At 43.1% G+C, this 26,035-nt stretch carries 28 protein-coding genes, 1 other RNA gene and 3 pseudogenes; 5 read left to right on the top strand and 27 right to left on the bottom strand.

Annotation, left to right across the window (positions count from 1 at the left end; genetic code table 11):
- Positions 1-5 precede the first annotated feature (5 nt).
- The 4 genes and pseudogenes from tnpB to Bealeia2_RS05605 form a co-directional block, all read right to left on the bottom strand.
- Entirely contained in the window at positions 6-353 is a 348-nt protein-coding gene (gene tnpB / locus Bealeia2_RS05620) for an IS66 family insertion sequence element accessory protein TnpB (protein ID WP_331255536.1), read from the bottom strand.
- Positions 346-762, bottom strand: coding sequence for an IS66 family insertion sequence element accessory protein TnpA (gene tnpA, locus Bealeia2_RS05615; protein ID WP_331255563.1), 417 nt, complete (start codon positions 760-762; stop codon positions 346-348). Before tnpA ends, tnpB begins: the two co-directional genes overlap by 8 nt.
- Positions 763-781: 19 nt before the next feature.
- A pseudogene (locus tag Bealeia2_RS05610) lies at positions 782-1,198 on the bottom strand (IS630 family transposase).
- A gap of 58 nt (positions 1,199-1,256) precedes the next feature.
- Complete coding sequence (locus tag Bealeia2_RS05605) at positions 1,257-1,595, bottom strand: IS630 transposase-related protein (RefSeq protein WP_331256133.1); 339 nt, start codon at positions 1,593-1,595, stop codon at positions 1,257-1,259.
- A gap of 50 nt (positions 1,596-1,645) precedes the next feature.
- On the opposite strand from Bealeia2_RS05605, the pseudogene Bealeia2_RS05600 reads away from it, so the two are divergent.
- Positions 1,646-2,134: pseudogene (locus Bealeia2_RS05600) on the top strand (IS630 family transposase).
- An 88-nt stretch (positions 2,135-2,222) separates the two neighbouring features.
- On the opposite strand, the gene fdxA reads toward Bealeia2_RS05600, so the two are convergent.
- The 5 genes from fdxA to Bealeia2_RS05575 all read right to left on the bottom strand — a co-directional run bounded on the left by fdxA (position 2,223) and on the right by Bealeia2_RS05575 (position 6,974).
- The gene (gene fdxA, locus Bealeia2_RS05595; RefSeq protein ID WP_331256132.1) at positions 2,223-2,552 is read right to left on the bottom strand and encodes a ferredoxin FdxA; all 330 of its coding nucleotides are present in this window, start codon (positions 2,550-2,552) and stop codon (positions 2,223-2,225) included.
- A complete protein-coding gene (locus Bealeia2_RS05590; protein ID WP_414437865.1) occupies positions 2,549-3,124 on the bottom strand; it encodes a TIGR00645 family protein in 576 nt (191 codons plus the stop codon). Before Bealeia2_RS05590 ends, fdxA begins: the two co-directional genes overlap by 4 nt.
- A 15-nt stretch (positions 3,125-3,139) precedes the next feature.
- A complete protein-coding gene (gene aspS / locus Bealeia2_RS05585) occupies positions 3,140-4,945 on the bottom strand; it encodes an aspartate--tRNA ligase (RefSeq protein WP_331256130.1) in 1,806 nt (601 codons plus the stop codon).
- Positions 4,946-5,038: 93 nt separating this feature from the next.
- On the bottom strand, positions 5,039-5,407 hold the full coding sequence (locus Bealeia2_RS05580; protein WP_331256129.1) for a COG3415 family protein: 369 nt from the start codon (positions 5,405-5,407) through the stop codon (positions 5,039-5,041).
- Positions 5,408-5,576: 169 nt separating this feature from the next.
- Positions 5,577-6,974 (bottom strand): lipase family protein, encoded by a 1,398-nt coding sequence (locus Bealeia2_RS05575; RefSeq protein ID WP_331256128.1) that lies wholly within the window; start codon positions 6,972-6,974, stop codon positions 5,577-5,579.
- A 218-nt stretch (positions 6,975-7,192) separates the two neighbouring features.
- Here Bealeia2_RS05575 and Bealeia2_RS05570 point away from each other — a divergent pair, with 218 nt between their 5' ends.
- Positions 7,193-7,546 (top strand): hypothetical protein, encoded by a 354-nt coding sequence (locus tag Bealeia2_RS05570; protein WP_331256127.1) that lies wholly within the window; start codon positions 7,193-7,195, stop codon positions 7,544-7,546.
- Here Bealeia2_RS05570 and Bealeia2_RS05565 read toward each other — a convergent pair.
- The 5 genes from Bealeia2_RS05565 to Bealeia2_RS05545 form a co-directional block, all read right to left on the bottom strand.
- On the bottom strand, positions 7,532-8,701 hold the full coding sequence (locus Bealeia2_RS05565; RefSeq protein ID WP_331256126.1) for an acyl-CoA dehydrogenase: 1,170 nt from the start codon (positions 8,699-8,701) through the stop codon (positions 7,532-7,534). The genes Bealeia2_RS05570 and Bealeia2_RS05565 overlap by 15 nt on opposite strands.
- Positions 8,691-10,145, bottom strand: coding sequence for an L-piperidine-6-carboxylate dehydrogenase (amaB, locus tag Bealeia2_RS05560; protein WP_414437864.1), 1,455 nt, complete (start codon positions 10,143-10,145; stop codon positions 8,691-8,693). The genes Bealeia2_RS05565 and amaB overlap by 11 nt, the downstream gene beginning before the upstream one ends.
- Positions 10,146-10,229: 84 nt before the next feature.
- Positions 10,230-11,435, bottom strand: a complete 1,206-nt coding sequence (locus Bealeia2_RS05555; protein WP_331256124.1) for a leucine-rich repeat domain-containing protein — start codon at positions 11,433-11,435, stop codon at positions 10,230-10,232.
- A 158-nt stretch (positions 11,436-11,593) separates the two neighbouring features.
- Entirely contained in the window at positions 11,594-13,264 is a 1,671-nt protein-coding gene (locus Bealeia2_RS05550; RefSeq protein WP_331256123.1) for a SulP family inorganic anion transporter, read from the bottom strand.
- A 6-nt stretch (positions 13,265-13,270) separates the two neighbouring features.
- Positions 13,271-13,594, bottom strand: coding sequence for a hypothetical protein (locus Bealeia2_RS05545; protein WP_331256122.1), 324 nt, complete (start codon positions 13,592-13,594; stop codon positions 13,271-13,273).
- 107 nt (positions 13,595-13,701) lie between these two features.
- Here Bealeia2_RS05545 and Bealeia2_RS05540 point away from each other — a divergent pair, with 107 nt between their 5' ends.
- Positions 13,702-14,508, top strand: coding sequence for an SDR family oxidoreductase (locus Bealeia2_RS05540; RefSeq protein ID WP_331256121.1), 807 nt, complete (start codon positions 13,702-13,704; stop codon positions 14,506-14,508).
- 272 nt (positions 14,509-14,780) lie between these two features.
- On the opposite strand, the gene Bealeia2_RS05535 is transcribed toward Bealeia2_RS05540, so the two are convergent.
- From Bealeia2_RS05535 to rnpB, 5 genes are all read right to left on the bottom strand, one after another.
- On the bottom strand, positions 14,781-15,467 hold the full coding sequence (locus tag Bealeia2_RS05535) for an ABC transporter ATP-binding protein (RefSeq protein WP_331256120.1): 687 nt from the start codon (positions 15,465-15,467) through the stop codon (positions 14,781-14,783).
- A complete protein-coding gene (locus Bealeia2_RS05530; RefSeq protein ID WP_331256119.1) occupies positions 15,454-16,314 on the bottom strand; it encodes an ABC transporter permease in 861 nt (286 codons plus the stop codon). The genes Bealeia2_RS05535 and Bealeia2_RS05530 overlap by 14 nt, the downstream gene beginning before the upstream one ends.
- Complete coding sequence (locus Bealeia2_RS05525; protein ID WP_331256118.1) at positions 16,311-17,246, bottom strand: ABC transporter substrate-binding protein; 936 nt, start codon at positions 17,244-17,246, stop codon at positions 16,311-16,313. Before Bealeia2_RS05525 ends, Bealeia2_RS05530 begins: the two co-directional genes overlap by 4 nt.
- A complete protein-coding gene (locus tag Bealeia2_RS05520) occupies positions 17,239-17,538 on the bottom strand; it encodes a YerC/YecD family TrpR-related protein (protein WP_331256117.1) in 300 nt (99 codons plus the stop codon). The genes Bealeia2_RS05525 and Bealeia2_RS05520 overlap by 8 nt, the downstream gene beginning before the upstream one ends.
- Before the next feature lie 123 nt (positions 17,539-17,661).
- An RNA gene (rnpB, locus tag Bealeia2_RS05515) (RNase P RNA component class A) lies at positions 17,662-18,012 on the bottom strand.
- A 104-nt stretch (positions 18,013-18,116) separates the two neighbouring features.
- Between rnpB and Bealeia2_RS05510 the strand changes: the two genes are divergently transcribed.
- Together Bealeia2_RS05510 and Bealeia2_RS05505 are read left to right on the top strand one after the other, a co-directional pair.
- Entirely contained in the window at positions 18,117-19,634 is a 1,518-nt protein-coding gene (locus tag Bealeia2_RS05510) for an AMP nucleosidase (RefSeq protein ID WP_331256116.1), read from the top strand.
- A gap of 78 nt (positions 19,635-19,712) precedes the next feature.
- Positions 19,713-20,309 carry a hypothetical protein gene (locus tag Bealeia2_RS05505; protein WP_331256115.1) on the top strand — a complete coding sequence of 199 codons (597 nt, stop codon included), beginning with the start codon at positions 19,713-19,715 and terminating at the stop codon, positions 20,307-20,309.
- On the opposite strand, the gene Bealeia2_RS05500 is transcribed toward Bealeia2_RS05505, so the two are convergent.
- The 8 genes and pseudogenes from Bealeia2_RS05500 to Bealeia2_RS05460 all read right to left on the bottom strand — a co-directional run bounded on the left by Bealeia2_RS05500 (position 20,306) and on the right by Bealeia2_RS05460 (position 25,973).
- Positions 20,306-21,238, bottom strand: a complete 933-nt coding sequence (locus Bealeia2_RS05500) for a DMT family transporter (protein WP_331256114.1) — start codon at positions 21,236-21,238, stop codon at positions 20,306-20,308. The two genes, Bealeia2_RS05505 and Bealeia2_RS05500, sit on opposite strands and share 4 nt — an antisense overlap.
- A gap of 99 nt (positions 21,239-21,337) precedes the next feature.
- Positions 21,338-21,475 carry an integrase core domain-containing protein gene (locus Bealeia2_RS05495; RefSeq protein WP_331256113.1) on the bottom strand — a complete coding sequence of 46 codons (138 nt, stop codon included), beginning with the start codon at positions 21,473-21,475 and terminating at the stop codon, positions 21,338-21,340.
- A gap of 24 nt (positions 21,476-21,499) precedes the next feature.
- On the bottom strand, positions 21,500-21,721 hold the full coding sequence (locus tag Bealeia2_RS05490; protein WP_331256112.1) for a hypothetical protein: 222 nt from the start codon (positions 21,719-21,721) through the stop codon (positions 21,500-21,502).
- 41 nt (positions 21,722-21,762) lie between these two features.
- Complete coding sequence (locus tag Bealeia2_RS05485; RefSeq protein ID WP_331256111.1) at positions 21,763-21,954, bottom strand: hypothetical protein; 192 nt, start codon at positions 21,952-21,954, stop codon at positions 21,763-21,765.
- Between the two features lie 293 nt (positions 21,955-22,247).
- Positions 22,248-23,077 (bottom strand): annotated as a pseudogene (locus Bealeia2_RS10565) (transposase).
- A gap of 283 nt (positions 23,078-23,360) precedes the next feature.
- Entirely contained in the window at positions 23,361-24,233 is an 873-nt protein-coding gene (locus Bealeia2_RS05470) for an ABC transporter permease (protein ID WP_331256110.1), read from the bottom strand.
- Positions 24,226-25,008: an ABC transporter ATP-binding protein gene (locus Bealeia2_RS05465; RefSeq protein ID WP_331256109.1), complete on the bottom strand. Its 783-nt coding sequence runs from the start codon at positions 25,006-25,008 to the stop codon at positions 24,226-24,228. The genes Bealeia2_RS05470 and Bealeia2_RS05465 overlap by 8 nt, the downstream gene beginning before the upstream one ends.
- Positions 25,009-25,013: 5 nt before the next feature.
- The gene (locus Bealeia2_RS05460) at positions 25,014-25,973 is read right to left on the bottom strand and encodes an ABC transporter substrate-binding protein (protein ID WP_331256108.1); all 960 of its coding nucleotides are present in this window, start codon (positions 25,971-25,973) and stop codon (positions 25,014-25,016) included.
- Positions 25,974-26,035: the final 62 nt, after the last annotated feature.

Below are 26,035 nucleotides of genomic sequence, written 5' to 3'. Positions count from 1 at the left end.
AAACCTCAGGAAAATTCTTGAAAATGGACCGCCTTATGGCCTTTGAGCTTTTGATAATTGAGACCCTCTTGCAGCCATCTCAATTGCTGGGAGGTCAACTCCAAAACATCTCCCCTCAAACTCACCTGAAACCTCTCTTTTTCAAGGCGTTTGTACCAAAGACAAAATCCATTCGTCTCCCAATACAAGATCTTCATCTTGGTCAGGGTCCGGTTGCAAAAAACATACATCGTTCCGTCACACGGCACACGACCTAAGCTAGAGGCCACGTAAGCCGCAAGTCCATCAATCGATTTTCTCATGTCCATCGGGGCGGAATAAAACAGAATCTCCCCTCGCGTCTGCTCAAACATGGCAACTCCGCAGTATTGCAATTACACGCTGAAGCGTAATCCCATCAAATCCCGGCACAATCTCAATCCTCTCCCCGGACATAAAGCGAATCTCAAGGGGCACGGGAGCTTGGCGAGCCTCTGCTTGAAGGGCAGGACTCTCAAATAAATCTAATGTTTCTGGACTCTCGTGCCCCACCACAGCAGTCGCCACAAAGCGCCCGACCGATGACCCCTCAAATAGCCTTCTTCCCACGCGGGGAAACCAATACTTAAAGGACGAATAACTCAGTCCTCCAGCCGTACAAAATTTTTCCTGACTCAATCCGCTCTTACGCCAGCTCTCGATCTGCTCTTCCCAATATTTCAGCTTCCCTGCGGATCTTTCATCTCGCGTTTGACGTTGCCCCGTCCTTTTCTCCTTCATCATTTTCATCTCCGTAGTTGTTTTACGGAGTCAACCTTGTCCTATTTTCCTCACACCTAAAAGATGCGGGTCCTATGACGCTTACGATAGGATTGAGGTCAGGAGAGTCAGTTGGGAGAAAGAGGAGATGGCAGCGAAATTTCTCAATCAAATCTTTCGTTTTTGGCGATTTATGAAAGGCGGCATTGTCCATAATCAGGGTGGTATTTTTTGATAAACCCGGCAATAAAACCTACTCAAGCCAAGCATTAAAAAGATCTGCATGACATCCACCTTGAAAGGTGAAAGGCGCCACGAACGCACCCTTCATGAGACCGCCAATGATACTGGCACGCTCTCTTTTTTGGCCCGGGATCTCCGCGTAAACCTTTTGTCCGCGCGGCGCCCAGGCATGCTCTCGATAAAGGCGATTATCAATCCCAGCTTCATCAATCCACACGATTGTTTCAGGATCTATTTTCTCAAGCTGTTTTATAAATTCGGCCCGCTTGTCTTCGTTACGTTCTTTGTAAAGCGTCGTCTTTTTTTCGTGTAATGTTTAAACGTTTAAGCCATTTACTCACGTTTTGGAATCTCAACCCCAAAGCTTCGGCGATTTGTTTGAGCGTATGATCCGGATTTTGAGCGACGTAGTCTCTGAGTTTTTGCTCATCGACTTTACGCGGATAAGAAGTGCGTTTTTTCGGTTTAATATCCCCTTGTTTATGAAGACATATCCATCGATAGATCGTGGTTTCTCCAACGTTAAAAACCTTTGCAGCCTCCCGCTTACGGTCGCCGCTCGTAATGGAGGAGATGACCTTTTTTCGCAGCTCTTCCGAATATGCTTTTGCCATTCCCTCCTTATACCTAAACTTTTCCTAAAAATCTATCTATTTATAGGGGAATGACTATAGATCCTGAAACAATCGTGTGGATTGATGAAGCTGGGATTGATAATCGCCTTTATCGAGAGCATGCCTGGGCGCCGCGCGGGCAAAAGGTTTACGCGGAGATCCCGGGCCAAAAAAGAGAGCATGTCAGTATCATTGGCGGTCTCATGAAGGGTGCGTTCGTGGCGCCTTTCACCTTTCAAGGTGGATGTCATGCAGATCTTTTTAATGCTTGGCTTGAGTAGGTTTTATTGCCGGGTTTATCAAAAAATACCACCCTGATTATGGACAATGCCGCCTTTCACAAATCGCCAAAAACGAAAGATTTGATTGAGAAATTTGGCTGCCATCTCCTCTTTCTCCCAACTGACTCTCCTGACCTCAATCCTATCGAACATTGGTGGCACAAAATCAAATCCATCCTCCGCCCCCTCGTCCAGCAAAACCCAGAAAACCTTCATCAACTCCTTGATAAACTCCTCAGCCAATGTCTATCCATATAATGGAGAAGTACTATAAAGAACAGCCCTGTGTTTGGAATGACGGGGATGTCTTATTGCTTTGAGATCATATTGGAAAAGGGGGGCTACTTCATCCCTTTTCGGGATTAAATTCGCTGGGGTACTTGTTTTTCACTTTTGCCCAATTGTCCGCATCGGGGTAGGCTTCTTTTTTTCGTGTGATGTTGGGCCAAATTTTTGAGAATTCCGCATTAATAGCTACCCATTTTTCCATACCTTCTTTGGTGTCCGGTTGGATAGCCTCAATCGGACATTCCGGTTCGCACACACCACAGTCAATACATTCTTCAGGATTGATCATGAGCATATTCTCGCCCTCGTAAAAGCAATCCACAGGGCAGACTTCCACACAATCGGTGTACTTACATTTAATGCACGATTCCGTCACAACGTAGGTCATGCTTCCTCCGCAATGCCTTGTGCAAGTTTGGATGTGTAGGCCAAGGCGATGGCTGAAACCAAAAATGTTACATGAATAATAACTTGCCACATCACCGTGGCCTCAGAGATTTTATGTCCTTCTTGGTCAAATCCTTGGTCAATAAAAATAAATGTCTTCAAAAGATGGATCGACGAAATTCCAATGAGCGCCAATGCCAATTTGATCTTCATTGTATTCGCGTTCACATGGGAAAGCCATTCCGGGGAATCGGGATGATCATCCATACGAAGGCGCGAGACGAACGTTTCATATCCGCCGATAATTACCATAATAAGAAGATTAGAAATCATCACCACATCAATAAGTCCCAAAACAATGAGCATAATCTCATTTTCGCTAATCGTTGAGGCTTCGCTGACAAGATGGATGAGATCAATCAGAAAATGATAAATATAAATGCATTGAGAGACGATGAGGCCAAAATAAAGGGGCGCCTGGAGCCAACGGCTTGAGAAAATAAGTCCCGCCAACGCCCTTTGGAATCCACTCTGTTGAGAGGGCAGTTTTCCTGGCATAGCACTTGATTTCATACTCATGATTTCTCCTTAGGCTGAAGCTTTTTCTTTGATGGGCAATACCACTTTTAAATTCAATTCTTTGAGTTGAGAATCCATCACAGAGGAAGGCGCTCCCATCAAAAGATCTTGCGCTTGCTGGTTCATGGGAAATGCCACAATTTCGCGCAAGTTGGGCTCATCGGCCAAAAGCATCACAATGCGATCAATCCCAGGCGCTGAACCGCCATGAGGTGGGGCCCCATATTTAAAGGCGTTGATCATGCCGCCGAATTTTTCATCAACGTGATCATTGTTATATCCTGCAATCTCAAAAGCCTTGTACATAACTTCTGGCAAATGATTTCGAATCGCGCCACTTGAGAGCTCAATACCATTACAAACGATGTCATATTGATACGCTTTGATAGTGAGAGGATCTTGATTTAAAAGCGCGTCCATTCCCCCTTGCGGCATGGAAAAGGGGTTGTGTGAGAATTCGATTTGCTTTGTGTCCTCGTTATATTCAAACATGGGGAAATCCACTGTCCAACAGAACTTAAAGCAATCCTTTTCGATAATATCGAGATCTTCTCCAATTTTTGTGCGGGCCAAACCTGCCAATTTCTCGGCTTTTTTAACTTGGTCGCAGACGAAGAAAACAGCATCCCCGTCTTGAAGGTTGGCCAAAGATTTGAGTTTTTCAAGGCGATCCTCATCCAAGAATTTTGCAATGGGCCCCTTGGCCGAACCTTCTGAGAAAATAATATATCCCAAACCAGGCGCGCCCAATTCCCGGGCCCAATCATTGAGCTTGTCAAAGAAAGAACGGGGGCGATCAGAAGCGTGAGGTGCGGGAATCGCGCGTACAACAGAACCTTTTTCAAGGGCATTTGAAAAAACCCCAAAATCTGAGCCTTTAAAGACTTCAGAGACATCCGCAATCTCAATGGGATTTCGAAGATCCGGTTTGTCGGATCCATATTTGAGCATGGAGACATCATAAGGAATGCGTGGGAATGGCGTTTCTGTAATCCGGCGCCCTTTGCCAAATTCATGAAAGACGCCAGCCAAAACAGGCTCAATCGCATTAAAAACATCGTCTTGAGTGACAAATGACATCTCAAAATCGAGCTGGTAAAATTCTCCGGGAGAGCGGTCCGCACGACCATCTTCGTCCCGGAAACAAGGTGCGATTTGGAAATATTTATCAAATCCCGAGACCATCAAAAGCTGTTTGAATTGTTGCGGCGCTTGAGGAAGCGCATAAAATTGACCTGGATGAATGCGGCTTGGCACCAAGAAGTCGCGAGCACCTTCAGGAGAACTGGCTGTTAAAATCGGAGTTTGAAACTCCATAAAGCCTTGTTCGATCATCCGACGACGCAGGGAGGAAATAACGGCCGACCGCAGAATGATATTGTCGTGCATTTTCTCGCGACGCAAATCCAAAAAACGATATTTCAGGCGGGTTTCTTCAGGAAATTCTGCGTTACTATTGACTTGTAAGGGCAAAGGTGAAAGCGCTGCAGATTGCAGTTCAAAGCTCTCGATAAAAATCTCAATTTGCCCGGTAGGCATTTTGGTATTAACCGTATCTGCTGTCCTCTCCACAACTTTTCCGGTAATTGTAATCACACTTTCATTGCGGATCGCTTCAAGTGCAGAAAAGCAAGAGCTTTCTGGATCCACAACACATTGGGTCAATCCATAATGATCGCGAAGATCAATAAACAACAACTGCCCATGATCGCGCTGACGATGGACCCATCCTGAAATCCGCACGGTTTCGCCCGCATTCTGAATACGCAGTTCGCCGCAAGTATGAGTTCTGTAAGGATGAGTTCGTGTCGTCATTTCAAAGGCCTCTCAATCATAAAAAATGCTTTCTCAATGGGCGATAAATTATGAATTTTGTCAAGGTTCTTGCGCAAAAGAAACCGGGCCATCTCAAAACTCAGACGACTTACAAAAAACATTTGCACATCGTCTGAGAGAAGGGGTTTCAGCAGTCACTGAGGTTGCAGCACGCCAATTTTTGCCAAGCACTGTTGCCGAACTTATCGAAATTCCAAGGTGTGTGAGTTCAGACAGATGTGAGATGAATGGCCTCCTCAAACTCAGCCGGATCAGCTGCAAAGTTTGATGAGGGGTAAGATGGCTTTCAGAGCCACCATTTTCAGGATTCAGCTTTTTGCTATTCTTGTAATCGTTGAGGTGATCTTGAACAGTTTCATAGCGAATCCGCAAAGCTTGGGCGATTTGCATTTGAATCCAACATTCTGTATTTAGTAAAACCGCTTTGATGCGATCAGCCACGCGACGATCTCTCTCTTTAGTGTGCTGAATTCTAGATCTTGTTTTTCTTTATTCGTCAGTTCAATTTTTATGCCTTGTTTATACATAAATTTTATTGAATTACAACTCTTATTTTGGCTTTCCCCTGATTAATAAGGCTTCTTCATTGGTGAGAGGTATAGAACAGAAGTTACCCAAAAATTTTGTTTTTTACTTTTTGCCAGAAAGACTTTTTTTCTGGGACGGGGGAGGGTGGAGAGGCTTTATTGATTCTTGCCTCAATGGTAGATCCGTGAATGAGGCGCGGATCAAAATACAGGCCATGGGTTTGATTTGATCCATAATGAATTGCAGCAATTCCTGATTTTATTTTTTCAAAAGCTTTATCTATAATCCCAGTCTTAGGCATTCCAATATTCTCAACAGTTTGTTGAAGTGTAGTTTTTTTGGGTCCGCCAGGGTTTGAAAAAAGCTCTACGGCTTCTTTCATAGACTGGGCAGTTGATTGTGTCGCTTTTGTTCCCAAATGACGATATCCACCATACTTTTGTGCTAAAAGTTGGGGGTTGCTCTCATCAACTAGGCCTAACTTGTTTGCGCCTTTTAAAAGCCAGGATAAAGGCGCATTTGGTGTTGATGCCATAAGCAAAGCTGTAAGAACTCTTCCCGGGCCCACTTTGCTTACAGGATCGAAATCATTGGTATCAATAATAAGATTTTGGACGCCCACAGAATGTGTTAAAGTGGAAATTGCGGCTTCATCAAAAGCACGGGGAGGGGACATGGCAAACCCTCTGATACGATTGCTTTCGGTATTCTTGTAATTATCGCCCCAAATTTGCTTAGCCCAATCAGTAGCAAGATCTGCATAGCCAATGGTTGCCATTCCTCCACCTAAACTATGGCCAGTTGTTGTGATGTGAAATTCATCTTTGGCGGATTGGTTTAAGCTGAGGTAAGTTCTTTTCAAAAGGCTGTAAATTTCGTCTTTGGAAGACTTGTATCTTTCGGCAAACCCTCTGTGAACTTTTCCGTCAAATTTAAAGCCCATTTTCCTTGCATCTACTTTGTCCATCATAAAATTATTCTCCCAATCCAGAGAGTCTTGAGAGCCGTGAAACGTGATCACTGCCTCATTTGTTTTGGGATTAAAGGCTAAAAATCCTGCAAGATCGAGATTCTTGGCGTCGTATTTTTTTTGATCGAAGTCTTTGTTGCCGCTGAGTCCTGAGAATCCTGAAATCTTCCAGCCCTCTTTAATAAATTTTTCAAGATATTTTTCAGAAAGCTCCACCCTTCCGCTGACAAGGTGGTAACTTAAGTCTGCCATCTCTGCATAAGTTTGGATTTGCTGAACAAACTGGGGATCAACTTGAAAGTGATCACCTTCTTTTCTCACAACCGGTTCAAGAACTTTAGTGCTGTCTTTAGAAACGTTTAGATCCGAATCATTTAAATGGGATACAAGTCTTGAGATTGATTTATTTGCAACATCGTCTCCTGAAATTGCCGCATGAAGAATTGTGTGACTTTGAGAAAAAACAACAACCGTAATTAATACATAAAATGTAATCTTGGAATTTTTCATAACATCACCAAAATTTTATTTTTTATATATTTTAAATATATCACAAATACGTTGTTTGTATTTGAATATTTATATAATACATTGAAAATTATTAATATTGTCCGTATTTGATTTATCAAAAATAGGTGCTTCTATTGGCTGATAAAAAATTAAATAAATTTTAATCAATTTTTGTAAATTTGGGAGAAACAGCAAAAGATCAATAGGAGGCGAAAGCCATGAAAAAGAAATTTTTATATTTTTTAGCTGCGTTTGGATGCCTGTTCTTAACAACTAGTGATACTGTTATTGCGGCCAAAAATTCGCATTCCGATGAAGAGTCAAAACTGTGGAGACACCTTTACAGTAACCCTATTGTTGCCAAAAACTTAAAAGAAAGTCACGCTTGCGGGTCATGTTGGGGGACTTGCCTTGCGAATGCGGGTGTTGCAAATTGTTGCGCTGACGAAGTCTGTATTGGTACTTGTGATGATGGCTATTGTGTTTCCTCACCAATGTCAACAGCTTTATCCATCATAATTATCGGATGTTCCGGCTATTGCCTTTTTCATGAGATCTCAAAACGCCATTAAATCCGTTTGAGACCGACCTAAAATGAGGGCATGAATATCGTGTGTGCCCTCATACGTATTCACGGACTCAAGATTCATGACGTGCCTGATGACGTGATATTCGTCCGAAATTCCGTTAGCCCCCAGCATATCGCGTGCAGTTCGTGCGATTTCAAGAGCACGTCCGGCATTGTTGCGTTTCATGAGTGAAATGAGCTCATGGGCGCAGTGCCCCTGATCTTTAAGCCTCCCCATTTGATAAGCACCCTCAAGACCTAATGAGATTTCCGTTTGCATATCCGCTAATTTCTTTTGATAGAGTTGTTTGGACGCCAAAGGTACGCCAAATTGACGTCGTTCAAGCCCGTACTGGCGCACTTCGTGCCAACAGAATTCTGCAGCCCCCAATGTGCCCCAAGCAATACCAAAGCGCGCATTATTCAGGCATTCAAAAGGGGCTTTCAAACCGTGCGCCAAAGGCATCAGATTTTTCTCATGCACAAACACTTCATCCATCAGGATTTGTCCGGTGATGGAAGCCCTTAAACTGAATTTACCTGGGATTTTGGGGCACTCGAGGCCTTTCATTCCTTTTTCAAGAAGGAATCCTCGGATTTTATTATTCTCATCCTTGGCCCAAACTATGAGGACGTCGGCGATGGGACTGTGGGTGATCCACGTTTTAGAGCCTGAAAGTTTCCAGCCACCTTCGACTTTTTTCGCATGACTTTCCATGGATCCGGGATCCGAGCCATGATTGGGCTCAGTTAGTCCAAAAGAACCAATAAGTTTTCCTTCTCTAAGGCCTGGTAGAAATCGCTCTTTTTGCTCATCAGAGCCAAACTTGTATATGGCAAACATGACAAGGGAAGATTGAACACTGAAAGTTGATCGATAGCTTGAATCTACGCGCTCTAACTCTCGCGCAACAAGTCCATAACTTACATAATTGGCATTGGCGCAACCATATCCGCTCAATGTCATTCCGAAAAAGCCAAGACTGCCCAGTTCTTCAAAAAGGGCAGGGTCCGCCTTTTCTTGACGATTCAGCTCGAGAATGCGCGGCAAAAGCGAGACTTGTGCGTAATCTCTGGCCGTATCTTGAATAAGTGTTTCCTCATCAGACAAACGATCTTGAAGACGAAATGGGTCGTACCAGAAAAATTCAGCTGACATCGAAATGGATCCCCTGTGCGAGCGGAAGCTCCCCTGAATAGTTGATGGTGTTGGTGGCACGCCGCATAAAAGCGCGCCAGGTATCAGTGCCCGAAACGCGACCTCCGCCTGTTTCTTTTTCACCTCCAAAAGCACCACCAATTTCAGCGCCGCTGGGCCCTATATTCACATTCACAATACCACAATCGCTGCCGCTTGCAGACATAAAAATTTCGGCCTCCGCCGTGTCTTGCGTAAAAATGCTGGAGGAAAGACCTTGGGGAACATCGTTGTGCATCTGAAGGGCCTCCGTAAAATCATCATACGTCATCACATATAAAATCGGGGCAAATGTCTCTGTTTTCACAATTGATGTTTGAGATGGCATTTCTACAAGAGCAGGTTTGACGTAATATCCCTTGGTATATTTTTCCTTTAACACTCTTGTCCCTCCATGAATTTTTCCGCCTTGCTCTTGTGCAAGTTTTAATGATTCTTGCATATGCTCATAAGCCTCTTTGTTAATCAGGGGACCCATGAGAATTCCGGACTCGAGGGGATTTCCAATTTTCACATTTTCAAAAATAGATTTAAGCCGTGGAATCACTTGATCATAAATGGATCGATGAATGATGAGCCGCCTTAAAGTTGTGCACCGCTGTCCTGCGGTTCCTAATGCTGAAAAAGTGACAGCGCGAACAGCCAGCTCAAGATGAGCAGAAGGCGCCAAAATCATCCCATTATTGCCACCCAATTCCAAAAGATATCGCCCCAAACGATTGGAGACTTGCTGCGCTACATAATGACCCATTCCACAACTTCCGGTGGCAGAAACTAGAGGGATGTCATGATTTTCTAGAAAAACATCTGAAATCTCGCGTCCTCCCAAAGCAAGCTGTAAGAGGTGAGGGGGCGCGTTCTCAAATTTCGAAATCACTTTTTCAAAAAGGTGTGCGCAGGCAATGGCAGTTAAAAGCGTTTTTTCCGAAGGTTTCCAAATGACAGGATTTCCGCAAAGGATTGCCAACACAAAATTCCACCCCCAAATGGCTGCGGGAAAATTAAAGGGCGAGATCACAGCCACAGGCCCCAGCGGATGCCAAGTTTCCATCATGCGGTGCCCAGGGCGTTCAGACGTCATGGTAAGGCCATAAAGCTGGCGGGAAAGGCCTAAGGCAAAACCGCAAATATCGATAATTTCTTGAACCTCTCCACGTCCTTCTTCAAGAATTTTGCCGGACTCAAGACTAATCAAATAACCGAGTTCTTCTTTGCAGGTTCTCAGCTCTTCCCCCAAAAGCCGTAAGTGCTCCCCGCGAAGAGGGGCGGGGACAACACGCCATTTTAAAAACGCAGCTTTGGCTTTTGAAATCATCTCATGGGCGTCTGCTTGTGATGTTTCCTCAACATATCCCAAAGATTCTCCATCAATGGGGGAGGATAAAGGCAGATTCCCTTCAGACATCAAATAAGACTCTAGTCCTAAAGAGGTGATGATTTCTGATGTAAGTTTTCCCAATTGGCGTCTCCTTGTTTTTCTCTTATTGACCTATTCAAAATAGGAATCAAAATAGGAATATAGTGATCTGGGCGGCGGGACATACACCAAAGTATGCCCATAGGATGATGCAAATGATGTCAAATCTTCTTTTTTGATGTCGGGACAATTATTGACTTCCAAGTAAGAAAGCCCATAATTTAAATAGCTCACAAAATTATTCCATCCAAAATCAAATGAATTAAAAAGTCTTTCTTCGCAAAATTGACAATTTTTAAGCCTTAACCATTTGAGAGTGTTAGGAAGTTTTTGGAGGGACGATTTCGGCAAGTGCTGCACACCCTCCAATTTCAATTTTCGTAATGCCTTAGGCAAGTTTCCAATAAATTCAGTTGTTATCTCATTAAAATCAAGGGTTAATGAGGAGAGATTTTGAGGCCATGTTATAGTTGAGGGTATTTGATTTTTAATTTGAGGATTATAAAGAAGGGTCAATGACTCCACCAGAGGAGAAATGTTTTTGAAATGATTCCAAGCCAGATCACTTTGATTTGAAAACCATAATTCAGTGGCTGCAAAAGGAATCGTTTGGATGTCGTTTGCTTGAAAAATGGAAGATTGATCAACAAAAAAATAGCGTAGGGTTTCCCTTGAGTTCTCAAAAACAACTTTATGGGGAGGAAACGACTGCATAAGAGGACTTCCAGTAACTTCCAAGTATCCAAATCCTGTAAGTTTGCGCGTCAAAAGAATATTAAAGTATTCTGAACTAAAATCAAGCCCAGGACCCATCACAACATAAGTAAGAAAAGAGAAGTTTTTCAAAATATAAAGGTTTGTCTCGAGATTCCTTCCATCAATATAAAAAGGACGATGGGCCCAGGCTTCTTGGGCCGTTTGGATTACAAATTTCTCTTCTTTCGTTGTTGGGATTGCCGCAGCAACCTTTAATAAAAGCGCATTCGGAAAAACTAAATCAAGATCCCCACTCTCATTAGGCCTTTCAAGGCACAAGAGTTCTTTCAATGTAAATGGAGTTCGTGAAATTGAGGCATGAAGTTCGGAATTTAGCTTCACAAGCTTAGGAACGAGGTCTTGCGTCTCCGCAGTTCCTTGAGCAGGTAAGTAACTCCTGATTTTATCTTCCATTTGAACTTCTTCATAAGGCTCGCGATTAATACGCCCACTCACAGCCCCCAAGGAGGCCTCAAAACATAAAGAGGAGATAAAAAATGCAACATAAAACACACGTCTCATCGCAGATCCTCCCTGATATTTATTATATTCTTAAATTAATTCTGCCTTTCTTAAATTGAATTTGCAACGCCTTCGATAGAATTATCTTAACGATAAGGAGGGGGGGTAACAGCGATTTACAGAAAATAAGAAATGTAATCAACGCAAATATATGGTCATCATAGCATCCTTGAGGAGGATGATGTCTCCCACCGAATGAAATTCAAAGCCTCACGAATGGATAAATACACCTGATTTCCATGAATAATTTTAAGAATTCCCATTCTTTCAAGTTTCTGCTGGACTTTAGAATTGGCCTCACAGAGGTAAACATCGACCCCACGTTTTTGATAATCATAGATGATGTCTTTGAAAGTTTGAAGGCCAGTGACATCCATAAAAGGCACACCTTTGAGCCTTAAAATCAACGAGGTAGGATCTGCGTGGGTTGCCGAAAGGGCTCGTTCAAGGGTTTCGGCAGCTCCAAAAAAGAAAGGGCCCTGAACACTATAGACCAGAACATTGTGAGGAAGACGATCAAAACCCAATGCTAAGAGTTCCTCCTCAAGATGTTCTTCCTTTTCTTGATCAATATGAACAGATTGGCTCATCCGTCGTGTAAAGAGCAAAATTGAGAGAATCACGCCCACATTGACGGCTACCACAAGGTCCGTCATGACCGTCAGCACAAATGTTGTGAGCAAAATGATGATGTCACTTTGGGGCGCATGGTTGAACATAAAGGCAAACCGATGCATTTCGCTCATATTATAGGCGACTACGAATAAAATCGCAGCCAAGGCCGTCAATGGAATATGATAAGCCAACGGTGCCAAAGCCAAAATCATGATCAGCAATGTAAGAGAATGAATAATTGCTGCTATAGGATTCGTGGCGCCATTACGAATGCTGGTCGCAGTTCGGGCAATGGCGCCAGTTGAGGCAAATCCTCCGAAAAAAGGGCAGATTATATTGGCAAGGCCTTGTCCTATTAGCTCTTGATTCGAATTGTGTCTTGTACCTGCCATACCATCTGCAACTGTGGCAGAAAGTAGGGATTCAATGGCTCCTAAAAGGGCGATGGTAAAGGCTGGGCCTGCAAGTTCAATGATACGGGACAGGGTAATTGCAGGAATTTGAAAATCAGGAAGTTTTTGAGGAATTTCGCCAAATGTAGAGCCAATGGTTGCTACATCCGAAAATCCAAAATGGGCTTGAAGGCAAGTTACAATTACAAGCGCCACAAGAGGGGAGGGGGCTGATTTTAAATAAGGGATTTTAGGGGCGAATATTAAAATTCCCAGACTTAAAAAACCTAAAATTGTGGTTGTGAAATGAAAATTCGGCAAAGCATACAAAAATGCAATCATCTTTTCGTGAAAATGATGAAATTTTTGGGAGAAATCTGGAAATCCAAAAAAATTATCCCACTGACCAATGAAAATGATGACTGCGATTCCGCTTGTAAAACCTACGATTACAGGATCAGGAATAAATTTAATAAAACTGCCTAATTTCGCAACCCCCATCAGGATCAGAATGATTCCCGCCATAAATGTGGCCATCTGAAGCCCTACAATGCCGTGCTGAACTGTAATGGTCATTAAAATGGCGATGAAGGCGCCGGTAGGCCCTGCGATTTGGGTGCGCGTTCCACCAAAAATCCCTACGATCACAGCCGAAATGATGGATGTGTAAAGCCCTTGCTCCGGTTTTGCGCCAGAAGCGATGGCAAACGCCATGGCCAAGGGCATCGCTACAATACCCACAATCAGACCTGAAATAATATTGGATCCCAAAGATTGAAACGTAAATCCGCCAGATTTGTAAGTTTTAAGAATTGCAATCATCTGTTTCTATTCACTTATGATAAATTTTTTAAACCAAAATCGCCTGGGATCATTTTTTGTAAAAGCCACAACTCCTCGGGAGTCTCCAATTTTTAATGCATGTGCCCGAATAATAATAGAAGACTTGCCATCATCAGGTCTTTCTACTGTGATACTGAGTTTGTCACTATGCTCGCTCAAAACGTCAATATCAGAGAGACGCTTATGTTTTAGAAAAGGAATCGTAAACGTTATTTCTTCATTGGGTTTCATGTAAATTATATTTCCTTGCGCAATTCCACCAGAAAGCATCCCATACAAGAGGATTGTAAAGAAAGTTAAAAATTTCATTTTTGTCTCCAAGCCCAATCTATGAGAGGTATTCCTATTTGTAAACTGTACTAAAATTTGTTAAATTTTATTTAACAATCAAATGAAATAAATAGGATTTTTTTTAAATGGGACGCTTAAAAAACAAAATTGCACTGATTACAGGGGCGGCGCAAGGCATTGGCGCCTCTATAGCCCAGCTTTTTGTGGAAGAGGGGGCTTACGTGATTCTTTCTGACATCCTTGATGACGCCGGTAAAAAACTTACCCGAGAGTTAGCGCCAAACGCGACTTATTTCCACCTTGATGTGGCGCAAGAAAGTGGTTGGGCGGAGATTTCAAATTTTATCGAGTCTCAGTTTGGAAAATTGGATATTCTTGTGAATAATGCGGGAATTATGGGATTTTTCCCTGAATTTGGACCACAAGATCCAGAACATGCGTCTTTTAAGAGTTGGAATTACATTCATGACGTCAATTTGGGGGGAACATTCCTGGGCTGTAAAATGGCTATTCCTTTGATGAAGGAAGATGGAGGATCAATTGTTAACATGTCTTCGCGCTCCGGTCTTGTGGGAGTTCCAGGGGCTGCTGCTTATGCCTCCAGTAAAGCTGCCATTCGAAATCACACCAAAACAGTAGCGCTTTATTGTGCAGAGAAAAACTATAAAATTCGTTGTAACGGTATTTATCCCGCTGCGATTTTAACGTCAATTTGGGATCCTATGCTGGGAGCAACGCCTGAGATGCGCGCACTCTCTATCGAAAAAATTGAGCGCGCCATTCCTTTGGGAAAGATGGGAGAACCTTTGGATGTGGCGTATTGCGCATTATATTTGGCATCTGATGAATCAAAATACGTCACAGGCGCAGAACTTGTCATTGATGGTGGTATTTTGGCCGGAAGCTCTGCCGCACCAAAACCTCAAGATTAATTTTCCATAATATTTATTATGCGGAAAATAGAGGAAGGGAGGCATAGCATCCTTCGTGCTTAATTTATTCTTTCTTTTCAAAAAAGTTATGTGATTTAGACTGTGATCATTTGAGAAAATTGAAAGTCTTGGAATAGTTTGAAAAAAAGCTCTGGGATCCAAGGTGAGTCCCCTTTTATGCGTTTCCAGACACCTCAAAGGCCACCACTTTTCTCGAATTCTGAAGCTTTATGATCAAATTGTGGCATTTATTTGGACAAATACGAGACCATTCACACAAGGGTTCCATTTTTTAAGATCAAAGCCCGTGTTCCATAGGTTTCTTGGTGTTGCGGATTGTGTGTAATCATCATGGCAGTCAGGTTATTTTCAGAGATAATTTTGTGAGTGAGCTCCATGAGAGATTCTGACAATTTGGGATCAAGGGCTGCGGTAATCTCGTCCAAAAGCAAAAGTTTTGAGTTTCTCAAAATCGCCATAATAAGGCTCAAGGCTTGGCGTTGTCCGCCAGATAAATGAGATACAAGCGTCTCCAAGCGGCCTTCAAGCCCCATCCCCAAAAGAGAAAGTTTTTCTTGGAAAAACGCCCTTCGCGAAGACGAAGAAGCCCATTGAAACCCTCGTTTTTTTCCGCGGAGATAAGCAAAACTTAAATTTTCCTCAATACTCATATTTTCAAGGGTTCCCATGCGGGGATCTTGCATCACAAGGCTGATATCTTCGGCCCGCTTGTGTTGGGGTGCGTTTGTGATATCAATATCCTCAAGAAAAATCCTCCCCCGCTGAGGCCTCTGGTGCCCTGAAATCACATTGAACACTGTTGATTTTCCTGCACCATTATCCCCCCTTAAAATAAGGAAATCACCCCGGGCCAATTCAAGATTGAGGTTCTTTAAAATTGATCTTTCCAAGGATGTACCTTGATTTAAAATCACATCAATATTTTCAAGCTTGAGCATAACGCCTCCCTTTGATCTGAGGGGCCCACATAATGAGAACCACAAGTAGACCTGTGATGAGATTGAGATGTTGTGTTTCAAGTCCGAGCCAATCACTATGAAGAGCTATAGCAATAACCAATCGATAAAGAATGGAACCCAAAAAACAGGAGGCCAAAATCACACTGAGACTTCGAGATTTGAAAAGACTTTCCCCGATCATGATCGCAGCAAGCCCTATGATCAGAGTTCCAATGCCTTGGGAGATATCGACGAATCCTTCATGTTGGCTGAACAATCCACCCGCCAAACCGATAAAGCCATTGCTGAGCATGAGCCCTAAAAAGATAAAGGGTGGAATATGAATTCCACAATTCATGGCAAGGCTTTTGTTTTGCCCCAAACTCCTTAACGCAAGCCCAAAATCAGTTGCAAAAAGAAGGCTTAAAAGTACCCAAATCAAAATCCCAATACATACTAAAATCAGAAAGGGAGATCCCATTTCAAATAAGGTCGATTCAGAAATAAGGGTCATGTTGGGAATACCGCCCATAAGCATTAAATTTAAGGAGTAGAGCATGAACGCCACCAGAATTCCGGCCAAAAGATCGGAGGTTTTAAAATAGACATTCAAAACACCCGTCAAAAACCCAGCGCCGCACCCCAAAAGGAAAGCAACACCGACCGAAAAGAATGGAGAGATCCCCATTTTAAGAGCGAGTACGGCCCCTGCCCCACCTGTCACAAAACTGCCGTCACAGGTCAGATCTGGAAAATTGAGAACGCGAAAACTAAGGTAAATTCCAATTCCCACAATCCCATAAATAAGGCCCATTTCCAGGGCCATGAGAATTTCAGCGCCCGTCATAAAGCTGCCTCCTCGAGGATTTTTGTAGCGTTTTTCAGGACTTCATCAGGGATTTCAAGTCCTAACTTATTGGCCGCCTCAAGATTGATATAAAGATCGCTTTTGCTCGGGTATTCAATAGAAGGTGAAGTCATTTCCCCGTTTAAAAGGCGTGCAATCATAACGCCTGTTTGAACACCAACTTCGTATTGATTGGGTCCAAAGGCCGCCACAGCACCAAGTGCCACCGCATCCGTATCGCTGACATAAACTGGTTTTCCGACTTTTACGATCGATTGAAGGGCGCTTAAGGCCGTGTTGTCATTGCTGATAAAAATCGCATCCACTTGTGGTGCCAACTTTTGTGCAGCCTGAGGCACTTCGCTCGTTTTTGTAATTGTCTGCTTGAAAAGTGCAATACCAAACTTGGGGCAGAGTTCCTTCAGTTTTTTCACTATTTCTATGGAATTCAATTCGCCAGGATTATAAAGAATCCCAAGGGTTTTTAAATTGGGCTGAATCTTTTGAAAGAGCTGAAGTTGTGGTTCAAGGGCAATGAAATTGGAAACGCCTTGAATGTGCGGAGAGTCCGTAAGTCCTGCACTTTTGGGATCTGTGATGGAGCTGAAAACAAGTTTCACTTGCCCTTTTAAGGCATATTTTAAAAAGCTTTGTGCCGAAAGCGTACCCACACCCACAACCACATCTGGATTTTGATTGGCAAACTTTCCGGCAATTTGCCCTGCCATGGCGGCATTGGCTTGGGCGGACTCAATCTTGATTTCAAGATTTTTATTTTCCTCAAATCCTTGAGAATTTAACCCCGCACGAAGTCCTTCAACGGTGCTATTGAGGGCCGGATGATCAACGACTTGACTGATAAAAACGGAGTGGGCATTGAGGGTAGCGCCCCCTAAAAAAATCGGTAAAATTGCATAGAATAACTTATTCATTTTGAACCTCGGTTTTTAATTTTTTCAAAACAGTTTGATAGCCGCAATAGGGCTCATCTTTTAAAAAGCGGGCGACCCTTCCAATGGTGGTAAGACTGGCCCCAGTGATGCTATGAATTTGCCGGTAGGAACTAGTTCCCCGCTCGAGTAACTGGCAAACCCGCCAGCGCTCTTTGAGCGCTTTAATTTCCTGAGGCGTACAGAGATCCTTCAAAAAAACCTCGACCTCACCCTTGCTTTCCAATAGCAAAATTGCATCCGCCAAATCGACGGTATGATGATCATCTTCCATGGACACCTCACTTTTTGTTCTTTTGTACCATTATGCTAGTACGATAAGCATGTCAAGAGAATTTCCAAACAATCCTAAGACGCTTAAGAGAATTATCTACCTTTGTATAAATGCCTTTGAAGAAATATCAGTGAATCTATAAGCCGGGTTCTGTCCCTCTTTCGAGGGGATGGTTATTCATCTGGGGTACATCTTACGATAACACCTCATGCGGCCGACCCGGATGACATGTGAAGAGACACATCGCATCATCCCTATTTGGCCTTGCTCCTGGTGGGGTTTACCCTGCCACCCCTGTTACCAGAGGCGCGGTGCGCTCTTACCGCACCCTTTCACCCTTACCTCTTGCGAGGCGGTTTACTTTCTGTGGCACTTTCCCTATGGTCACCCACGCCGGACGTTATCCGGCACCATGTCTCTTGGGAGCCCGGACTTTCCTCAAATCCGAAGATCTGCAACCATCCGATTCACTGATAGTTCTATTTATAACAGACGATTCCAAAATTGTAAATTTTATGAATTGCCCATTCTTCAGAAATCCATTTACAAACGGTTCAAAATCCTGTATTTGTTAATATATGATGGGCAAAAAAGATATTCTCTCCCAAGCACAAAACATTACCGGCCATGGCGATGTGACCAATCTCCAAGAATTTTGGGACGCTGGTGAAGCTGTGGAACGCATCACGGAAATTTATAACTCCCACACCTCTATGATTCGGGATGCTTTTTTAAATCTGAAAAATACCAATCTCGATGCTCTTCCAAATTTAGAAGAGGCCACCTACCCTTATCTCGGGATCTCCATTACACCCAAGAATCTCAACATTGATGCGCGCGTTGCTTATGGTGCCATTTTAGAGCCTGGGGTTTATGGAACAACCCTCACGAGACCTGATATTTTTAAGGCTTATTACACGCGACAAATTGATCTTTTAATCAAGCATCACGACACCCCTGTCGTTGTGGGATACAGCGACTGGCAAATCCCCCTCCCCTTCGTAGATGAGTGGGATTCTATAACGTTTGAGCCCGAGCAACTTTGGCAAGCACCGATTGAATTTGCGCTCCCCAATTTAAGTTTGATTGATGACAGCATCGTCAATGGAACCTACAGGCCACGCAAGAATCAGCCTTTGCCCTTAGCCCTTTTTACGGCAGAACGTGTTGACTTTTCGCTCTCGCGTCTCAGTCATTATTGCGGGACTGCCGCCAAACATTTTCAGAAGTTTATACTTCTTACCAACTATCAACGCTACATTGACGAATTCATTAAATTTAGCCATGAGCAACTCGCTAATAGCGAAGACTACATTATGTTTGTCGAACCTGGCGATCACATTACACACAATCCACGGTTTAATCAAACCGAGGCCGAGGGCCATAAAATGGCGCACCTTCCCCAAATGCCAGGTTATCATTTAGTGCGTGCCGATGGCACAGGTATTACCTTTATTAATATTGGTGTAGGTCCCAGTAATGCCAAAACGATCACCGACCATTTGGCTGTTTTGCGTCCCCATTGCTGGCTGATGCTGGGCCATTGCGCTGGATTAAGACGCAGTCAACTTTTGGGTGATTATGTCTTGGCCCACGCATATGTCCGCGAGGATGAAGTGTTAGACCAAGATCTTCCAACCTGGATTCCCGTCCCCCCTATTGCCGAAATTCAAGTCGCCCTCCAGCAAGCGGTGGCCAATATTACGGGCGAAACGGGTATGGAACTCAAAAGTCGTATGCGCACGGGAACTGTTGTATCCACATGCAATCGGAATTGGGAACTCAGATCCGCTGAGCTCATGGAGCGATTCCGGAAAAGCCGTGCTATTGCGCTGGATATGGAATCGGCTACCATTGCCGCCAATGGGTTTAGGATGCGGGTGCCTTATGGAACGCTTTTGTGTGTGTCTGACAAACCCATTCATGGAGAACTCAAACTCAAAGGGATGGCCAATAACTTTTATCGTGAGCGCGTCAGACAGCATTTAGAAGTGGGGCTTGAAACTATTCGTCTTCTTCAAGTCGAACCTGCCTTTGGCGGCCCTGCCCTCCATTCACGAAAACTCCGTTCCTTTGATGAGCCGCCGTTTCGGTAAAATTTACGCTTTTTTAAAGATTATGCTGTAAAATCATAGAAAAAATACTAAGTGCTCCCTGTTTTAAGGAGGCGTTCCATGAAACATCTTTTCTTCCTGACAACCATAATCCTTGGAATAGGGTTCAGTATATCCGCACAAGCAGAGAAAATGAAGTTCACATTTGTGAATCACTCAAATTATGATGTGGAGGTGGCAACAGAAAATGGACACTGCTGGAGCTCAATTAAGACAATCCCCTTTAATTTAAAGATTTTTAAAGGACACACTGTAGGCCCCTACTCAGCCGATACAGATACAACCCTCCACTGCTCAGTCAATGAATCCATGAGCTATTTTGATTTTTATTCGGCCGCACCGGTAGACTTATCTCAATATCACGTTGGATACGCTTTCCATGAAAATTATTCTGGCTCATTTAATTGGAATACTTATGACAAGTTTAAAAATGACGGTGAAGGTACCCCAAATCACTCCGTCATTCAGGCAGACTTTTCCTCTCAATATTATAAAATAAGTACTTGGGATGGTTATTACGTTGTCACGATAATATTAACAAATCACAAACCTTCTATGCAGGCAGGCCTTCCTAAAGGGGCACAAAGGAAAGCATCCATTCTGTCAAAAGTCCTCCACAAACCTCCCCTTGGGAACCCCATTATCAACTTGCGTTAAACGGTCTTTTGTAAGGGCATGTGCACGTTTAAAGAACTGGATTTCACTTGAGGCTTTGCATTTTTCTTTACGAGAATCAGCACATTTCCGCTTAAGATGAGTGCGACCCCAAAAATTACATTCGGCGTCCAAACAAATCCCTCATAAATGGTAGAGATCCCGAGTGCGACAATAGGTGTCAGAACCAAGGCATAAGCAGCATTGCTACCTCCTACACGTCCCAAAAGGGTGAGATAACAACCGAATGCTACAATTGTTCCAAAAATAGTGAGATACAAAAACGAGGTCATATAAGTCCACGACATATCCCAAACAAGAGGGAATCCTGAGAGAAGAACATATCCCAGCGTGAATGCGGCACCATATCCCATAGCAAGAGCGTTGGTTTCGGTCACGGGCAATTTATGATTTTGATTCCGAATAGAGATCATATTTCCAATGGACGCAAAACATCCACCCATAAGGCTTAAAATCATACCCAAAACATTATTGCTTGAAAGATCTAAGGAGAGGAGTTCTGGCCAAAAAATAGCAATAATTCCCGCCACGCCTGAAAAGGCCCCTAAAGCTAGGGGCAGACGAATGGGAACCTTGTAAAAGATGGCAGAGCTTATAATGTTTCCCACAAGGACCATGGAAAAACTAATAGCATTAAGACCGCTGGGAATATAATGGCTTGCGCAATAACAGAGAAGATAATTAACCCCAAAGAGAAAAAATCCTTGCCCCGCCAAAAAAAGGTGATCTTTTTTGGAAAAGCGAAGATTCAATTTTTTGAAATAACACCATCCCAAAAGTAAAAGAGAGGCCAATGTGAATCTATAAAAAACAGAAACTTCTAAAGGCACAATGCCTTTTTGAAAGTTAATCACAAGCCACGTCGACCCCCAAATAAGGACTGTCGTCAGATAAAGGGAGATATTGAGCATGGACAAACTAATAAGAAGTTTAAATTACACAGAGATACTAGCCTGAGCCTGTTTTTTTAGGCAATATCAATTTTTGTAGGAATTCATAACAAATGAGACTCAAGAGGCCTCGAGAATATGAGAGTGAATATAGTGCAAAGGAGTGAGGCCTTTCAAGGCGCGATGAGGCCGATAAGAATTATACTTTGAGACAGCTTGAGAGAGCTCAGAGCGCATAGAAGCTATGGAATCAGCCAATAAATTGTTTTGATTGTAAAAATCCTACCGGAATATTCGATTTTCCCGCTCAACGCCGCCGTTGTAAGTGGACTTTTTGGGGGGCAGAACAATCAGCGGAATTCTAAGTTCTGCACAGGCTTCATCAAATTCAGCCCTAAATTCAGACCCGCCACCCACTTGAATGGAGTGAATTTTAAAGGGGGCCTGCTTTACAAACTCAAGCAAGAAGCGCTTGGCACTTGAGCTCTTGGCATGGGCATACACACGGTCCTGTATTTAATTGTGCAAATAGGATTTTGCGTTTTTCATCTCAAAACCACAGCTTTGATTTGCAGGTAAACAAAAAACATCGCAACCAGGGCCAGGAATAGTTCCGCCGCCACATCCACCAACGCATAATGTGACGTTGAATGTCTGCTTGACATAATTTTCACAGGCTTGTGTAGGGTCTTGGCAATCATTGCTGTCATCGCATCCAGCTGGGGCTTGACCAGCACACGGCCCCCCCCAAATCCCTTGTGGGCAAGTGACGCAAGTTACTCCTGGCGGGCAAGATTTTGAATCAAATGCAAGCATAGCAAAAATCAAAAACGCCGCAATTGAAAAAATTGAAAATTGTTTCATGGATTTCCCCCCTTTTTTTTACAGTAGCATACATTTTAAAATTTCGAAATTAAAATGTATTTGTATTTTAGACACTGTTAGCTAATTATTGAATTGAGGAAGATGTTGAGTGATGCCAGGGCGATGAAGTCGAGGAAAGAGGTGCCCAGCTTGCCAATATACTCCTTTAACTTGAAGGTGCCTTATTGAGGATTTGAAAGTTATCATTAATGCAGTCTATCCTGGAGCTGGCGATTTTTGACCATTTGGCAAAGAATTCGTCAAGGGCTTTCCTAAATTCAGTGGCACTTTTAAAGACACAATTATTGCGTACGCACTCATTCATCACTTTCCATAACCTCTCAATCGGATTCAAATTGAGGCTGTAAGGAGGGAGATAATACAGGACAATTTCATAGTCCTCGGCAGCCTGCTTTGTTTCTTTGCTGATAGTATAAGGGAATTTTTGGGGCCTTGGGATATTTCTTTCGCAAGGCGGCAAAATGCTTTTCCATGGCCTTGATATCAATGGTTTCATGGGCTGCAATGGTAACATTCCTGGTTTCTAAATTGAACGGCGTCCGCTTTGAAAGGAGTTTCCTTTGGTTTTTTGAAAGAAAAATTGTTGCGGATGAGCCACTTGTTCATTCCTGAAACAGTAAAATGGACGCCAAAAGTGTAATCCACATAGGCGCAAATAAGCTCAGCTTTGAGGTGGATTTTGTCCTCAAAATGGCTGATTAGCTGAAAAGTTTGATGGGAAGTGAGATGGCTTTCAGAGCCGCCATTTTCAGGTTTCAGTTTCCTGCTATTCTTGTAATCGTTAAGATGATCTTGAACAGTTTCATAGCGAATTCGCAAAGCTTGAGCGATTTGCATTTGAGTCCAACCTTCTGCATTTAACATCACGGCTTTGATGCAATCTGCCACGCGACGCTCTCTCTCTTTACTGCGCTGAAATTCTAGTTCTTGTTTTTCTTTAATTGTCAGTTCAATTTTCATGCCTTGTTTATACATAAATTTTATTGAATTACAACGGTTGTTTCGTTCATTCCTCTGATTAATAAGGCTTCTTCATTGCCGAGCGGTATATAGCAAAGGCGAGATAATTTTATTATAATACAGGATGACTTTAAAATGTCAGAGTTTTAGGGTTTACCCTTTGAATTTGCTTTACACGCGTGAGCTCAAACCACCGGCTGTAGCCGGTTGTAGTTTATATTACGGAAATGCTATAAAGTCAGAATTTTATCTCCGCAACGCTGAAAGACATTGTCAAAATTCTCGAGGTGTTTGGCCTTTAAAGGGAGTGCGTATTTCGAAATAACCAGCGCTGTGAGGCTAATACACTGAGAAGAACAGTGCCGGTGAAGAACTTGAAGTCTGAGGGTTCAAGCCCCATGGCCATCACAACACCTTGCAATTGAGAGAATACAATGGACCCTAAAAAGGGGGCCATTAATTGTGTCTTCAAAGTTTGACGCCGCAACAACGTCTCTCCGAGCATGAGGGCGGCTAATCCATAAATCACAATTCCAAGCCCCATATTGATATCCGAATATCCTTGGGTTTGAACCATGAGAGAGCCACTCAGAGCATGGCAACCATTGGCCAAGAAAAGTCCTAAGAGTACATAAAGTGTAATTGAAATTCCTTGGATTTCTGCGACTTTGAGGTTCAGCCCCACGGCGCGAAGGCGAAGTCCTTTTTGCGTTTTAAGAAATCCATACAAAAGAATCAGGATTAAAATATCGATTCCTGAGGTCAAAAGGCTCTCTTTTACGATATCATTTTCAAAAGCGCTATAAAGTGTATCATAAGCAAAAAGAGCAATGTTGGGCTGTCCCATTAATCTTAAGTTCACGCTATACAAAAGGGTCGCTAAAATGATTCCTGACAAAAGCGGGTGAATTTTAAGTTTTAAATGAATTTGTGCGGTAATGAGCCCTCCCACACCACCTCCCAAAATGGCCAAAAGTACTGACGTTTCTGGCAAAAATCCATAAGTAAGGCAAAGTCCTGTAATGGCTCCTCCTAGGGGATAGGTTCCCTCCGCACTTAGGTCTGCAAAATCCAAAAGGCGAAAAGGAATCATAATGCCCAAAGCCACAAGTCCCAAAATAAGACTTTGGAAAAGGCTCATGGGGGCTAAATCAAAAAAGAGGTCAAGCATGAGATTTCTCCCCCACAAGATCTTGATCTTCAAGATCATGGAAAAGAGCTAAAAGGTGTGGGAGGGTGAGTGCACTTTTTTCCTCATTCTTCACGTCTAAAACAATCTTTCCATGATGGAGCATGATCAAGCGATCCCCATAGTGAACGGCGTCTTGAAGATTATGAGTAATCATAAGAGTTGTGACTTTTTCTTGACTCACAAGATCATTCGTAAACTTCATCACATCTTTTGCGGATTTGGGGTCAAGAGCGGAGGTGTGCTCATCTAAAAGCAACAAATCGGGTGTGCCTAAGGTTGCCATCAAAAGGGCTACCACTTGGCGCTGTCCGCCTGAAAGTGTGATGAGCGTTTGATTGAGCTTCTCCTCAAGTCCCAAAGGAAGACCTTGGAGTTTTTTTAAAAACTTTTCCTGAGGCGGTTTTGAAAAGAACGGAGCACGTTTGCCACGATAAAAGGCTAATTCCAAATTCTCAAGAATAGTGAATTCTCCGATCGTTCCCTCAAGGCTGTCTTGGACAACGCGACTGATGGATCCAGCACGTTTAAATAAGGGAAGAGATGCGAAATCGCGGCCCCTCAATAGCACTTTGCCAGTATCGGGGAAAATGACTCCTGAAATAAGTTTCAGGAGTGTTGATTTTCCAGATCCATTGCTGCCCAAAATGACGACAAATTCTTCCCGTTCCACGCTCAAATTCAAATTTTGAAAAAGAGTGTGGCGCTCATAAAGACCTCTTGAAAAAGTCTTTGTGATATTTTTAAGTTCAAGCATGACGTTTATTTAATTACGGTAATTTGAGAAAGATCTTTTGGAAGTTCTAGCTTGAGGTCATTTAAAACCTTAAGACTAATAAATCCTTCGTGATCCTGGGGCCGAGGATTCAGAGGTGAAATTTTTGAAATCTCAGTACCTTTTAAAACTTGAGCTGCAATTTTACCCGCGTTCTGCCCAATCTTTTCATAGCTTACACCAAAGCTAGCTAAGACGAGGTTATTTTTCACAGCGTCACTATCTGCATTAATCACAGGGATATGAAGGCGCACGGCTTCACTGGAAATGGCGGGGAGAGACGGCTGAATAGGGCCGCTAGTGCCTACATAAATAAAGTCCACCTTACCCTTGAATTTTTGCATGAGCATGGGTACATTGCGGGCATGATCCACCCCAATGGCCACAAGTTCCAAATCCTTGGCTTTAGTGGCCTCTTCCATCATTTTCAGAAGAGCTTTGTCGTTATCCTCACCTGTTGCATAAAGAATGCCTACACGTTTGGCGTTGGGTAAAAGACGCTCCGCAAATGCTAAAAGAGCAGTAAGATCTTGCTTTTCAGAAGCCCCAGAGATATTCGAGTTTGCTTGATCGGAACTTGGAATAAGGCCTGCCGCGACAGGGTCCGTGATATCCGCAAAAACAAGGGGAGTCGTTTTTATTTTATGCTTTGCGGCCTCTGCTACGGGCGTAGTCATCACTAGCATCACCGCAGGCTTTTGTGCCTGAAGTTTTGTGAGCATTTGGGGTATCAGAGCTTGATCAAAATTGACATTTGATTCCATAATTTGAATTGTTTTGCCATCCTCAAATCCTTGGATTGCGAGCTCTTCACGAAATCCTTGAATTGTCTTTTCCAAAGACGCATGGGGGCCATAATTGGCGATAGTCACCAAAGGGGTAGCATTGAGTGAAAGCGAAAATAACGTTGTGCAAGCAAGAGCTTTTAAAGTGAAAGTATGAAACATTGTGTCCTCATGTCAAAAATATGTATAAAAATAGTCGTGCGAAAACTTAGCGTTAGGCCCGC

This window comes from Candidatus Bealeia paramacronuclearis (genome assembly GCF_035607555.1).
GTDB lineage: Bacteria > Pseudomonadota > Alphaproteobacteria > UBA9655 > UBA9655 > Bealeia > Bealeia paramacronuclearis.
Note: the sequence above shows the minus strand (reverse complement) of the source record. Positions and strands in the feature narration are given on the sequence as shown.